The sequence below is a fragment of the Actinacidiphila rubida genome, from assembly GCF_900110255.1.
Lineage (GTDB): Bacteria > Actinomycetota > Actinomycetes > Streptomycetales > Streptomycetaceae > Actinacidiphila > Actinacidiphila rubida.
On the sequence record NZ_FODD01000084.1, the window covers coordinates 1 to 13,704 of the forward strand.

Annotated in this window: 11 protein-coding genes; 5 read left to right on the forward strand and 6 right to left on the reverse strand. The window is 72.4% G+C overall.

Annotation, left to right across the window (positions count from 1 at the left end):
• The first annotated feature begins 713 nt into the window (after positions 1–713).
• Positions 714–1,127 (forward strand): hypothetical protein, encoded by a 414-nt coding sequence (locus tag BMW99_RS38055; protein ID WP_218159332.1) that lies wholly within the window; start codon positions 714–716, stop codon positions 1,125–1,127.
• Between the two features lie 37 nt (positions 1,128–1,164).
• On the opposite strand, the gene BMW99_RS38060 is transcribed toward BMW99_RS38055, so the two are convergent.
• From BMW99_RS38060 to BMW99_RS38085, 6 genes are all read right to left on the reverse strand, one after another.
• A complete protein-coding gene (locus tag BMW99_RS38060; protein WP_107485495.1) occupies positions 1,165–2,184 on the reverse strand; it encodes a LacI family DNA-binding transcriptional regulator in 1,020 nt (339 codons plus the stop codon).
• Between the two features lie 98 nt (positions 2,185–2,282).
• Entirely contained in the window at positions 2,283–2,603 is a 321-nt protein-coding gene (locus BMW99_RS38065) for an L-rhamnose mutarotase (RefSeq protein WP_069467186.1), read from the reverse strand.
• Between the two features lie 122 nt (positions 2,604–2,725).
• Entirely contained in the window at positions 2,726–3,820 is a 1,095-nt protein-coding gene (gene rhaS / locus BMW99_RS38070) for a rhamnose ABC transporter substrate-binding protein (protein WP_075018384.1), read from the reverse strand.
• A gap of 102 nt (positions 3,821–3,922) precedes the next feature.
• Complete coding sequence (locus BMW99_RS38075) at positions 3,923–5,065, reverse strand: ABC transporter permease (RefSeq protein WP_079176330.1); 1,143 nt, start codon at positions 5,063–5,065, stop codon at positions 3,923–3,925.
• Positions 5,058–6,113, reverse strand: coding sequence for an ABC transporter permease (locus BMW99_RS38080; protein ID WP_075018385.1), 1,056 nt, complete (start codon positions 6,111–6,113; stop codon positions 5,058–5,060). Before BMW99_RS38080 ends, BMW99_RS38075 begins: the two co-directional genes overlap by 8 nt.
• A gap of 55 nt (positions 6,114–6,168) precedes the next feature.
• Complete coding sequence (locus tag BMW99_RS38085; RefSeq protein ID WP_069463091.1) at positions 6,169–7,689, reverse strand: sugar ABC transporter ATP-binding protein; 1,521 nt, start codon at positions 7,687–7,689, stop codon at positions 6,169–6,171.
• Between the two features lie 312 nt (positions 7,690–8,001).
• On the opposite strand from BMW99_RS38085, the gene rhaI reads away from it, so the two are divergent.
• The 4 genes from rhaI to BMW99_RS38105 form a co-directional block, all read left to right on the forward strand.
• The gene (rhaI, locus tag BMW99_RS38090; RefSeq protein ID WP_069463090.1) at positions 8,002–9,168 is read left to right on the forward strand and encodes an L-rhamnose isomerase; all 1,167 of its coding nucleotides are present in this window, start codon (positions 8,002–8,004) and stop codon (positions 9,166–9,168) included.
• 272 nt (positions 9,169–9,440) lie between these two features.
• Positions 9,441–11,486 (forward strand): bifunctional rhamnulose-1-phosphate aldolase/short-chain dehydrogenase, encoded by a 2,046-nt coding sequence (locus tag BMW99_RS38095; protein WP_075018386.1) that lies wholly within the window; start codon positions 9,441–9,443, stop codon positions 11,484–11,486.
• Between the two features lie 151 nt (positions 11,487–11,637).
• Complete coding sequence (locus BMW99_RS38100; protein ID WP_407640356.1) at positions 11,638–13,149, forward strand: rhamnulokinase; 1,512 nt, start codon at positions 11,638–11,640, stop codon at positions 13,147–13,149.
• Positions 13,150–13,222: 73 nt separating this feature from the next.
• The coding region (locus BMW99_RS38105) for a (Fe-S)-binding protein (protein WP_143080621.1) at positions 13,223–13,704 on the forward strand (482 nt) is incomplete at its 3' end.

Below are 13,704 nucleotides of genomic sequence, written 5' to 3' on the forward strand. Positions count from 1 at the left end.
ATGATCAGAAGTCTGTGTAATTTCTTACACACTTCTTGATCGACTCCGTCGTACTCGATGCGGCGGTGAGGCCCGGCCCGTGAGGCACCTTCGCGCGAGGTGTGCCGCTCCGCTCCGATGGCGGAAGCGTGGCCGGCGGGGGCCCCGGTCGTACTCTTACGGCCGGGGCTCCCGCGCGCCCGCTCTGATCAGGCCAAATGCGAAGCGAGTTTTGACCAAGCGCCCCCGGCGAGAGTGATACCGGGAAACCGCAGGAAACCGCAGGTAAGCGCAGCGTTCGAACCGGGGTACCTTCTAAGCGCTTGGCCGCAGGTTCGAGTCCTGCCGGGGGCACCTCCACCGGGTCCGCCCGTGACACCGGGCTTCCGTAGGGCAGCCCACACCCTAGCCAGCCCCGCGTAGGGACGGCGTGAGGACATCGAGGGCCGTCCCGCCGTTCTGCCGCCTCCGGCCGCGACAGGACCGGCGCCTTCCGTCAATGGCTGAAAACCGGCCGTTCGCGGGCCGATGCCCGACGGCCCGTAGGGTGGGCGGAGTGGAACGCCGGCTCCGGCCGGCGCCCAGCGCGCGGTATCCGCGTGCCGCCAACGGCGGGAGGGAGAAGGTCCGTTGCCCCGAAAGCCATCTCGGCCCGCGGCCTCGCCCCAGCCCCCGGCCCCCCCGACAGCGGGGACGGCCCCGACGGGCTCCCCTTCATCGACGAGCATCAGCGTGTGATCGCGGCGCCTCCGAACGTCGTGTGGGAGTGCCTCACTCACCTGGTCGCGCACCGGAACCTCACCGGCACTCCCCTGCTCGTCCGGGTGGTCGGGGCTCAGCCGCGGCGCGCGTCGGGAACGCCTCTGGACACGGGTGCGACCGTGCCGGGATTCGCGGTCGCGGAGTCCGTACCGGGACGGAAGGTACGGCTCGCCGGCCGTCATCGCTTCTCCCCCTACAGCCTCGCCTTCACGCTGGCCGACCACGCCGAGGGCACGCTGCTCGCGGCACGGAGCGACGCGGAGTTCCCGGGGGTCGCCGGCTCCCTGTACCGCCGGCTGGTGATCGGCTCCGGCGCCCACCGGGTGCTGGTGCGGCGGATGCTGGAGTCGGTGCGCCGCCACGCCGAGGCGGCCGGCCCACGCTGAGCAAGGGGCCCACGGGAGCTCGGGCGGCCGCGGTCGGTCAGCGCGGGGTGAGGCTGGACCCGCGCACCACCAGCTCGGGCTGGAGCACGACCTGCCGGTGCTCGTGCGCCTCGCTGTCGCCCGAGGTCTCCTCCATCAGCATCTCGGCGGCGAGCCGTCCCATGGCCACCGCCGGCTGCCGGACCGAGGTGAGCGGGACGGCGGCGGCCGCGGCGAACTCGATGTCGTCGTAGCCCACGATCGCCATCTGCTCGGGAACGCTGATCCGGGCGGCGAACACCGCCTGCAGCACGCCCAGGGCCAGCAGGTCGTTGGCGCAGAAGACCGCGGTCGGGCGCGGGGCGAGGCCCAGCAGGCGGGCGCCGGCGTCGCGTCCCGCGGAGACGTCGAGCCGGTCGGCGGAGATCTCCGTCAGCGCCTCGGGCGGCAGGCCCGCCTCCTGCAGCGCGGCAAGCGCGCCCGCACGGCGGTCACGGACCTGGGGCAGGTCGCGTGGACCGCCGACGTAGACCAGCGAGGTGTGACCGGCGGCGATCAGGTGCTGGGCGGCGAGCCGGCCGCCGACGACGTCGTCGACCGACACCGAGCAGGCCGCGGCGTCCGCGGAGACACGGTCGACGAGGACGTAGGGGATGCGCTGCCGTCGCAGGGCGTCCAGGCTGCGGCCCGTGGGGTCGGCGGGGGTGACGAGCACCCCGCGCACCCGCTGCTCGGCGAAGAGCGAGAGGTACTCGACCTCCTCGCTGGTGCTCTGGGCGCTGTTGCAGACCATGACGCCCAGGCCCGACTGGCGGGCGGCGCGCTCGGCGCCCTTGGCGACGTCGACGAAGAACGGGTTGCCCATGTCCAGGACGAGGAGGGCGACGATCCGGCTGGCGCCGGCCCGCAACTGCCGTGCGGACTCGCTGCGGATGTAGCCCAGCTTGTTGATGACCGACTGCACACGGGTCCTGGTCTCCTCGGACACCAGGTCGGGCCGGTTGATCACATTGGACACGGTCCCGACCGACACACCGGCCTGCCGTGCCACGTCCTTGATGCCAACCATGGACTCCACCGCTCCGTTCCGGCCACCCGGGCCGGTTCCATTGAAACCGTCATTCAATCACAGGGCACTGGCCGCCCAGGCACCCGTCATGAATCGATTCATGCACGTCAGGGGAGGTGGAACACCTCCGGCAGGGGGGTCATCGCGGCATCCGGCGCGACGCCGTCCAGCTCCTCGAAGAAGTCGCCCATCGCCGCCTGCCAGCGGGCGTTGACCTCGGTGGCGTCCATGGCCGCGCGGGCCTGCTCGAAGTCGTCCGTCTCGAGGTAGCCGACCAGCAGGCCGTCGTCCCGCAGGAAGAGGGAGTAGCGGTGCCAGCCGGCCGCGGACAGGGCCGCGCGCATCTCCGGCCACACCTCGCGGTGGCGCTCCCGGTACTCCTCCAGGCGGTCCTTGCGGACCCTCAGCACGAAGCAGACACGCCGCACGGCGGAACCCACTCTCCTTCCCGGCCGCCCCGCGCCGCGGTCCCGGGCGGGCCGGGCCGCCCGGGAGGGGGCGGTCCGGCCGGCTCCGGCGGCGCGCGGGCCGGCGACTCGTCGCTGGCGGCTCAGAAGTTGAACTGGCCGATGTTGGACTTGTCGAAGACGGTCGGCTTGCCGAGGACCACGACGCTGTCCTGGCCGACGGTGAACGAGCCCAGGTCACCGGCCGTGAAGGTCTGGCCGGAGGCCCCGGTGATCTGCCCGGAGGCCAGGGCGACCGCGGCGTAGCCGGCGAGGGCGCCGAGCTTGGCCGGGTCCCACAGCTCGAACGCCTGCACCGTGCCGTTGTTGACGTAGGCGCGCATGTCGTTCGGGGTGCCGAGGCCGGTGAGCTGGACCTTGCCCTTGTAGCGGGAGCCGCTCAGGTACTGGGCGGCGGCCTTGATGCCGACGGTGGTCGGGGAGATGATCCCCTTCAGGTTCGGGTACTGCTGCAGCAGGCCCTGGGTCTGCTGGAACGACGTCTGGGCGTCGTCGTTGCCGTACGCGACCTTGACCAGCTGGATGTCCTTGTACTCCGGCTTCTTCAGCTCGTCCTTCATGAAGCCGATCCAGGTGTTCTGGTTGGTGGCGGTCTGCGCCGCCGACAGGATCGCGATCTGGCCCTTGTTGCCGATCTGCTTGGCCATCAGCTGCACCTCGGTGCGGCCGAGGTCCTCGGAGCTGGCCTGCGAGACGAACAGGTCGCGGCAGGAGGCGTTGGTGTCGGAGTCGTAGGTGACGACCTTGACGCCGTTCTTGCGGGCCTGGTTCAGCGCCGTGCACAGCGCGCCCGGGTCCTGCGCGGACACCGCGATGGCGCTGACCTGCTGCTGCGTGAGGGTGTTGACGTACGACACCTGGCCGGCGGTGTCGGTGCCGCTGCTGGTACCGACCTCCTTGTACTTCTCGCCCAGCGCCTCCACGGCCTTCTTGCCGCCGGTGTCGGAGATGGTGAAGTACGGGTTGTTCACCTGCTTGGGCAGGTAGGCGACGGTCAGGCCCTTCTTGGTGGCGGCGCTCGGGTTCGCGGACGCCGAGGACTTGGGCCCGCTGGAGTTGGCGGCGTCGTCGGTGGACTTCTTGGTGGTCCCGCCGCACGCGGCGACGGTCAGGGCGAGGGCCGTGGCGGCGACGACCGCGGCCGCGGCGCGACGGGCGGGGGCGGTTCTGAAGGACATGCCGGTTTCCTTTCGCTGCCGCACCGCGGCAGATGACCTGGTGACAAGGAGGGTGCGGAGATACGTGCGGGGGGGTGCGGGGGTTCGGGGTGGGCCGGGGGGTCAGCCCGTGGCGGGCAGTGCTCCGGGCGGCGGCGCGGCGGACGCCTTGCGGCGTGCCCGGGCCCGTCCGGCCTGGCGGGCGACCCGTGGAGCCAGTACCGAGATCACCAGCAGGACACCGGTGACGACGGTCTGGGACTGGGCGGAGACGTTGACCAGGCTCATCACGTTCTGCAGCGCGCCGAGCAGGAAGACACCGGCGACAGCGCCGCCCAGCGTGCCCTTGCCGCCGTCGAAGTCGATGCCGCCGAGCAGCACCCCCGCGATGACGGACAGTTCGAGCCCGGTGGCGTTGTCGTAGCGGGCGCTGGCATAGTGCAGCGCCCAGAAGACGCCGGTGAGTGCGGAGACGGTGCCGGTCGCGACGAACATCGACAGCTTCATCCGCTTGACCCGGATGCCGGCGAAGCGCGCCGCCTCCTGAGAGGCGCCGACCGCGAACAGCGACCGGCCGACGGGCGTGGCGTGCAGTACCACCGCCGCCACGACCAGCAGCACCACCCAGGGCAGTGCGGCCTGCGGGACGAACGTGCCGCCGAGCCGGTCGGAGGCGAAGTTCAGGTACTGCTGAGGGAAGTCCGTGACCGAGTTGGAGCCCAGCACGATCTGCGCGATGCCCCGGTACGCGGCCAGCGTGCCGATGGTCACGGCCAGCGAGGGCAGTCCCAGCCGGGTCACCAGCAGACCGTTGACGAGCCCGCACACCACGCCGAGCAGGATGCACAGCGGGATGATCGTCTCGATGGACATGCCCTGGTTCCAGAGCTTGCCCATGACCGCGCCGGCCAGACCGGCGGTGGAGCCCACCGACAGGTCGATCTCGCCGGACACGACGAGCATCGTCATCGGCAGCGCGATCATGGCGATCGGCAGGGTGTTGCCGATCAGGAACGACAGGTTCAGCGCGTTGCCGAAGTTGTCCACGAAGGAGAAGGAGCACAGCAGCAGCACGACGAGCAGCGCTCCGACCACGGTGTCCCAGCGCAGCGCGTCCCTGGCCCAGGCGCGCGCCCGCCCGTCCGGTACGGAGGTGCCGGCGCCGGCCTGCGGCGTGCCCGCCTGAACCTTCGCCGTGCCCGTCCCGGCCTTCGGCGTGCCCGCACCGGTCTTCGCCGGGGCGGTCTCGCGGGAGCTGTCAGCCATGGTGGGCACTCCTTGTCTGTGCGGCCCGCTTGCGCAGCAGTCCCGCGACCCGCAGGGCCACCACACGGTCGACGGCGATGGCGAGCAGCAGCAGGACGCCGTCGATGGCCTGCACCCACACCGAGCTGACGCCGATCGAGGGCAGGACGCTATTGATGGAGGTGAGGAGCAGCGCGCCCAGGGCCGCGCCGTAGAGGCTTCCGGAGCCGCCGGTGAAGGCGACGCCGCCGACCACGACTGCGCTGACGACGGTGAGTTCGTAGCCGTTGCCGGTTCCGGAGTCGACGTTGCCGAACCGCGCCAGGTACAGCGCCCCGGCGAGTCCCGCCAGCGCGCCGCAGGTGACGTAAGCCGCGAGGATCCGCTTGCGGACCGGGACACCCGCCAGCCGCGCGGCCTCCGGGCTGGAGCCCAGCGCGTACATGTCGCGCCCGCTGCGGTAGCTGCGCAGGTAGTAGGCGGCGGCGACGAGCACCACCGCGGTGAGCAGCGCCAGGTAGGGGACGACGCCGATCCCGTCGTGGCCGAAGCTGGTGAAGCCGGACGGCAGGTCGGCCGCGGTGATCTGGCGCGAGCCGATCCAGATGGAGTCGAGCCCGCGGATGATGTAGAGGGTGCCGAGGGTCACGACCAGCGCGGGCACCTGACCGAGGCTCACCAGCAGGCCGTTGACGACGCCGAAGGCGGCGCCGACGGCGACGGCGACCACCACGGCGAGCACCGGGTTCCCGCCGCCGTGCAGCAGGTCGCCGGCCGCGAACGCGCTGATGCCGAGGACCGAGCCGACGGACAGGTCGACGTTGCGGGTGATGACGACGACGGCCTGGCCGACCGCGACGAGCACCAGGATCGTGGCATTGAGCAGCAGGTCCTTGATGCCCTGCTGGGACAGGAACGCGCTGTTGTCCAGCTGGGTGGCGGTCAGCATGACCACCAGCACGACGGCGATGGCCAGTTCGCGGACCTTCAGCACCCGGTCGAGCACGCCGGTGGTGGACGGCGCCTCGGGAGCGGTGGCGGGCGTGGGTTGTTCTGCGGTCATGGTCATGCGGTGCTCCTCCCGCGCCGCGCGGTCACGGGCGTGGCGTCCGTGATCGTGGTGGTCATGCCGCGCTCCTTCCGCGACCGGTGGCGGCCGCCATCACCGACTCCTCGGTGGCGTCCTCCCGGGCGATCTCGGCGGTGAGCCGGCCCTCGTGCATCACCAGCACGCGGTCGGCCATGCCGAGGATCTCGGGCAGGTCGGAGGAGATCATGAGTACCGCGAGCCCGTCGGCGGCGAGTTGGGACAGCAGCCGGTGCACCTCGGCCTTGGTGCCGACGTCGATGCCGCGGGTGGGCTCGTCGACGATCAGCACCCGGGGCCCGGTGGCCAGCCACTTGGCCAGCACGACCTTCTGCTGGTTGCCGCCGGACAGGGTGCCGACGAGATCGGCGAGGCGGGCGTACTTCACCTGAAGGCGCACCGCCCAGTCGACGGCGCGGCTGCGCTCGGCGCCGCGGTCCATCAGTCCGGCGCGGGCGGTGGTGCGCAGGCCCGTGAGGTTGATGTTGCGCTCGATGGACATGTCCATCACCAGGCCCTGGGCACGCCGGTCCTCCGGCACCAGGGCCAGGCCCGCTGCCATCGCCAGGCTCGGCGCGCCGGGCTTCAGCGGCCTGCCGTCGAGATGGACCTCGCCGGCGTCCCAGCGGTCCACGCCGAACACGGCGCGCGCGACCTCGCTGCGGCCGGCCCCGACGAGCCCGGCGAGGCCCACGATCTCGCCGCGGTGCACGTCGAACGACACGTCGGTGAAGACCCCTTCGCGGGTCAGCCGCCGCACGCTCAGCGCGACGTCGCCGACCTCGGCGTCCTGCTTGGGGTACAGCTCGTCGAGGTCGCGGCCGACCATGCGGCGGACGAGGTCGTCCTCGGTGAGTCCATCGACCGGCTCGGAGGCGATCAGCCCGCCGTCCCGCAGGGTGGTGACCCGCTGGCACAGGGCGAACACCTCCTCCAGGCGGTGCGAGATGAACAGCACGGCGGCGCCGCCCTCGCGCAGCGCGCGCACGACGCCGAACAGCCGCGCGACCTCGCTGCCGGTGAGGGCCGCGGTGGGCTCGTCCATGATCAGCACCCGGGCGTCGAAGGACAGCGCCTTGGCGATCTCGACGAGCTGCTGGTCGGCGATCGACAGCCCGCGGGCGGGCTGTTCGGGGTCGAGGTCGACACCGAGCCGGGCGAACAGCGCGGCGGTCGCCTCCTTGACGGCCCGGTGGTCGACGCGGCCGAAGGAGCGTCGGGGCTGGCGGCCGACGAAGATGTTCTCGGCGACCGAAAGGTCGGGGAACAGTGTCGGCTCCTGGTAGATGACGGCCACCCCGGCGTCGCGGGCGTCGGCCGGGCCGTGGAAGACCACGGGGGCGCCGTCGAGCAGGACCGTGCCGGAGTCCGGCCGGTGCACGCCGGCCAGCGCCTTGATCAGAGTCGACTTGCCGGCGCCGTTCTCGCCGGCCAGCGCGTGCGCCTCTCCGGCGTACAGCTGCAGCGAGACGTCGCGCAACGCCCGCACCGCGCCGAAGGACTTGCTCACCCCCTCCAGCGCGAGGACCGGAGTCCGTTCCGGTTCGGGGTCGGTCATGGTGTCTCCTGGGTCTCCCGGTTCTGGACCGGTTGGCTGGGGCCACGAGGTGAATTGTTTCAATGGAGTTGCCGGGACGTTAGCCCCGCGCGATCAGGTCGTCAAGGGTTCCCGCCCCCCACGCCACCGACCCGGCCTCGGTAAAGCCTCAGCGCCTGGCAGCAGAAGTGCCGACCAGCGAGCCGTTCCACCTCTATGACACGATTCAATAACGGCGTACTCTGCACCCCGGGGGCACCTCCCCGACACATTGACAGGGCGTATCGCGGCCCCTAGGGTTGCGGCCAAATGAAACGATTCACAGAGGTTGCCATGACTGATCTGTCGGCCGTGAAGGCGGCGCTGACGTCCCAGCGGATCGAGACCCCCTCGTGGGCGTACGGCAACTCGGGAACGCGCTTCAAGGTGTTCGCGCAGCCCGGTGTGCCGCGTGATCCGTACGAGAAGCTGGACGACGCCGCGCAGGTCCACGCGGTGACGGGGGTGGCGCCCGTGGTGGCGCTGCACATCCCGTGGGACCGGGTCGACGACTACGCGGCGCTGGCCGCCCACGCCGCCGACCGCGGCCTGGAGTTGGGCGCGGTCAACTCCAACGTCTTCCAGGACGACGACTACAAGCTGGGCTCGGTCTGCCACCCGGACCCCGCGGTGCGCCGCAAGGCCCTGGACCACCTGCTGGAGTGCGTCGACATCATGGACGCGACCGGCTCGCACGACCTGAAGCTGTGGTTCGCCGACGGCACCAACTACCCGGGCCAGGACGACGTCACCGGCCGCCAGGACCGGCTCGCCGAGGCGCTGTCCGCGGTCTACGAGCGGCTGGGCGACGGCCAGCGGATGCTGCTGGAGTACAAGCTCTTCGAGCCGTCCTTCTACACCACCGACGTCCCGGACTGGGGCACCGCGTACGCGCACTGCCTCAGGCTCGGCCCGAAGGCGCAGGTCGTCGTGGACACCGGCCACCACGCGCCGGGCACCAACATCGAGTTCATCGTGGCGATGCTGCTGCGTGAGGGGAAGCTCGGCGGCTTCGACTTCAACTCGCGCTTCTACGCCGACGACGACCTGATGGTCGGCGCGGCGGACCCGTTCCAGCTCTTCCGGATCATGCACGAGGTGGTCAAGAACGGCGGTCTGGCCCGGGAGACCGGTGTCGCCTTCATGCTCGACCAGTGCCACAACATCGAGGCGAAGATCCCCGCGATCGTCCGCTCGGTGATGAACGTGCAGGAGGCCACGGCCAAGGCGCTGCTGGTGGACATCCCCGCGCTGGCCGCCGCTCAGCGGACCGGTGACGTGCTGGAGGCCAACGCGGTGCTGATGGACGCCTACAACACCGACGTGCGCCCCCTGCTGGCCGGGGTGCGCGAGGACATGGGGCTGGCGCCCGACCCGATGGCCGCGTACCGGGCCACCGGCTGGGCCGAGCGCATCGTCGCCGACCGGGTCGGCGGGGAGCAGGCCGGCTGGGGCGCCTGAGGCGTCACCAGCACGACGCGCCCCGGACCGGGAGGTCCCGGTCCGCGCGCAGGCTTCCGCTCCGGCGCTCACCCGCCGGCTGAGGGCTTCGTCCGAGCCGCACCGTCGCGCCCGCTCCGGTACGGGCCCGCGGCCCGTGACCTGCGGCCATGCCGGCCGCACCGCCTCGTACCCGCACCGCGCCGAACCGCCCCCGAACCAGCACGTACCCGCACCCGAACCAGCACGACCCGCACCCGCATTCGCCCCCGCACAGCGAAGGATCAGACTCCATGTCTTCCGCCCCCACCCCCGAGGTCGCCGCGCTGCTGGAGCGCTCGAACCGGCTGGGATCCGACCCGCGCAACACCAACTACGCCGGCGGCAACACCTCCGCCAAGGGCACCGCGCCCGACCCGGTCACCGGCGCCGGCACCGAGCTGATGTGGGTGAAGGGCTCAGGCGGTGACCTGGGCACGCTGACCGGGCCGGGCCTGGCGGTGCTGCGCCTGGACCGGCTCCGCGCCCTCGTCGACGTCTACCCGGGTGTCGAGCGCGAGGACGAGATGGTCGCGGCCTTCGACTACTGCCTGCACGGCAAGGGCGGCGCGGCCCCGTCCATCGACACCGCGATGCACGGCCTGGTCGACGCCGCCCATGTCGACCACCTGCACCCCGACTCCGGGATCGCGCTGGCCTGCGCGGCCGACGGCGAAGCGCTCACGAAGGAGTGCTTCGGCGACTCGGTGGTGTGGGTGCCGTGGCGCCGCCCCGGCTTCCAGCTCGGCCTGGACATCGCCGCCGTGAAGGAGGCCAACCCGAGGGCGATCGGCTGCGTCCTGGGGGGCCACGGCATCACCGCGTGGGGCGCGACGTCCGAGGAGTGCGAACGCAACTCGCTGCACGTCATCCGTACCGCAGAGGAGTTCCTGGCCCGGCGCGGCAAGGCCGAGCCGTTCGGCCCGGTGCTGGAGGGCTTCGAGGCCCTGCCCGCGGAGGAGCGCCGCTCCCGCGCCGCCGCACTCGCGCCGCTGCTGCGGGCCGTCGCCTCCCAGGACCGGCCGCAGGTCGGCCACTTCACCGACTCCGACGAGGTGCTGGACTTCCTGTCCCGCGCCGAGCACCCCCGGCTCGCCGCGCTCGGGACGTCCTGCCCCGACCACTTCCTGCGCACCAAGGTGCGGCCGCTGGTCCTGGACCTGCCGCCCGCCGCGTCGCCGGAGGAGGTGGCGGCCCGCCTGAGCACGCTGCACGAGGAGTACCGCGCCGAGTACGCCGCCTACTACCGGCGGCACGCTGCGCCCGACTCGCCCGCGATGCGCGGCGCGGACCCCGCCATCGTGCTGATCCCCGGCGTGGGCATGTTCTCCTACGGCAAGGACAAGCAGACCGCCCGCGTGGCCGGTGAGTTCTACGTCAACGCGATCAACGTGATGCGCGGCGCGGAGGCCGTCTCGTCCTACCGTCCGATCGAGGAGTCGGAGAAGTTCCGCATCGAGTACTGGGAGCTGGAGGAGGCCAAGCTGCGGCGGATGCCGAAGCCCAAGCCCCTGGCGACCCGCATCGCGCTCGTGACGGGCGCCGGCTCGGGCATCGGCCGGGCCATCGCCCACCGGCTGGCCGCCGAGGGCGCGTGCGTGGTCGTCGCCGACCTCAACGCCGAGGCCGCCACGCAGGTCGCGGCGGAACTGGGCGGTCCCGACCGCGCCGTGGCCGTGACGGTGGACGTCACCTCGGAGGAGCAGATCGCCGACGGGTTCAGGACCGCTCTGCTGGCGTTCGGCGGCGTCGACCTGGTCGTCAACAACGCCGGCATCTCGATCTCCAAGCCGCTGCTGGAGACCACCGCCCAGGACTGGGACCTGCAGCACAGCATCATGGCGCGCGGCTCGTTCCTCGTCGCCCGTGAGGCCGCCCGCGTGATGACCGAGCAGAAGCTCGGCGGCGACATCGTCTACATCGCCTCGAAGAACGCGGTGTTCGCGGGCCCCAACAACATCGCCTACTCCGCGACGAAGGCCGACCAGGCCCACCAGGTAAGGCTGCTGGCCGCGGAACTCGGCGAACACGGCATCCGTGTCAACGGCGTCAACCCCGACGGCGTGGTGCGCGGCTCGGGCATCTTCGCCGGCGGCTGGGGGGCCAAGCGGGCCGCGGTCTACGGGGTTCCCGAGGACAAGCTCGGCGAGTTCTACGCCCAGCGCACGCTGCTCAAGCGGGAGGTGCTGCCCGAGCACGTCGCGAACGCGGTGTTCGCGCTGACCGGCGGCGACCTCACCCACACCACCGGCCTGCACGTGCCGGTCGACGCCGGTGTGGCCGCCGCGTTCCTGCGCTGATCCGGGCCGGGGCGCCACCGCGCCGCACCACCCACCACCGCGCGTCCCGCACCGCTGGCGCCCCACCCGGCGTGCCCTCCGCGCCGCCGCCGTCCGCATCCCCCACGCCCCGCGCGCGACCACCCCGCGCCGTACCGCCGAGGAAGCCATCGTGACCACGACCTCACCGCCCTCCTCCGCCGCCGCGACCGTGCCCTCCACCGGCGTGTTCGCCGCGGCGGACCTGGGCGCGACCAGCGGCCGCGTGATCGCCGGCCGGGTCGGCAGGGACCACCTGGAGCTGACCGAGCTGCACCGGTTCGCGAACACGCCGGTGCGCCTGCCGACCGGCCTGCACTGGAACCTGCCGGGCCTCTTCCAGGGCGTGCTGGACGGGCTGCGGTCCGCCGCCGGCTCCGGCCTGCGGATCGCGTCGGTCGGCGTCGACACCTGGGCGGTGGACTACGGCCTGCTCGACGCGGACGGCGCGCTGCTCGGACTGCCGCACCACTACCGCGACAGCCGCACCTCAGGCGTCGCCGAGAAGGTGCGGGACACCGTCGGTGCCCAGGAGCTGTACCGGGCCAACGGGTTGCAGCACCTGCCGTTCAACACCGTCTTCCAGCTCGCCGCCGCACGCGGGACGGCCCAACTGGGCGCTGCCCGGGCGCTGCTGCTCATCCCCGACCTGATCACGTACTGGCTGACCGGCAGCATGGGGGCCGAGGTCACCAACGCCTCGACCACCGGCCTGCTCGACGCCCGCACGGGAACCTGGTCGCCCGAACTCGCCCGCCACGTGGACCTCGACCCGGCGCTGCTGCCGCCGTTGCGCGCACCAGGCGCGGACGCGGGCCGCCTGCTCCCCTACGCCGCCGCGTGGACGGGGCTGCCCGCGACCACGCCGGTCACCGCCGTCGCCTCGCACGACACGGCCTCCGCGGTCGTCGCCGTGCCCGCGACCGAACCCGGCTCCGCGTACATCTCCTGCGGGACGTGGTCGCTGGCCGGTCTGGAACTGGACGCCCCGGTGCTCGGCGAGGAGTCGCGCACCGCGAACTTCACCAACGAGCGGGGCGTCGACGGCACGGTCCGCTACCTGCGCAACATCATGGGCCTGTGGCTGCTGGAGGAGTGCCGCCGGGTCTGGTCGGAACGTGGCCTGCCCGCCGCGCTGGACGCGCTGCTCGACGAGGCGGCGCGGGCCAGGCCATTCGCCTCCCTCGTCGACCCGGACGCACCGGAGTTCCTGGCCCCGCCCGACATGCCCGCGGCCCTCGCCGGTTTCTGCGCGCGCACCGGACAGCCCGCGCCCGACAGCCCGGGGGCGGCGGTGCGCTGCGTCCTGGAGAGCCTGGCCCTGGCCCACCGCCGGGTGCTGCGCCGGGCCGCCGTGCTCGCGGACCGCGAGATCACGCACGTCCACCTGGTCGGTGGCGGCAGCCGCAACGCGCTGCTGTGCCAGCTCACCGCGGACGCGACCGGCCTGCCCGTCATCGCCGGGCCCACCGAGGCGACGGCGCTCGGCAACGTCCTGGTCCAGGCCCGCGCGCACGGGCTCGCGGGCGACCTCGCCGACATGCGGTCCCTCGTGGCCCGCACCCAGCACCTGCGCCGGTACGTGCCGAGCACCGGCGACGCGCGGGCCTGGGACGCCGCGGCCGCACGGCTCGAGGCCGCGTGAACGGCGCGCCGGCCGGGCCTCCCGTCCGCAAGCCCTCTGAAGTACCGATGCCGAGACCGTCTCTGGAGCCGCGATGCGGGTAGCGCTGTTTGTGACGTGTGTGAACGATCTGGTGTATCCGCGGACGGGTCAGGCCGTGGTGCGGTTGCTGGAACGCCTGGGCGTGGAGGTCGACTTCCCGTCCGGTCAGACGTGCTGTGGGCAGGCCCACTACAACACCGGCTACCGGCACCAGGCCGAACCGCTTGCCGCCCGCTACACCACCGTGTTCGCCGGCTACGACGCGATCGTGACACCCTCCGGCTCCTGCGCGGCGATGGTCCGCCACCACTACCCGCGCATGGCCCGCCTGGCCGCCGGCGAGGGCCGCCCGCACGCCCTGCCCGAACAGGCCGTCCACGACCTGCCCCACACCTACGAACTCACCGAGTTCCTCACCGACGTCCTGCACGTCACCGACGTCGGCGCGTACTTCCCCCACACCGTCACCTACCACCCCACCTGCCACGGCCTGCGCATGCTCGGCCTGGGCGACCGGCCCCGCCGGCTCCTGCA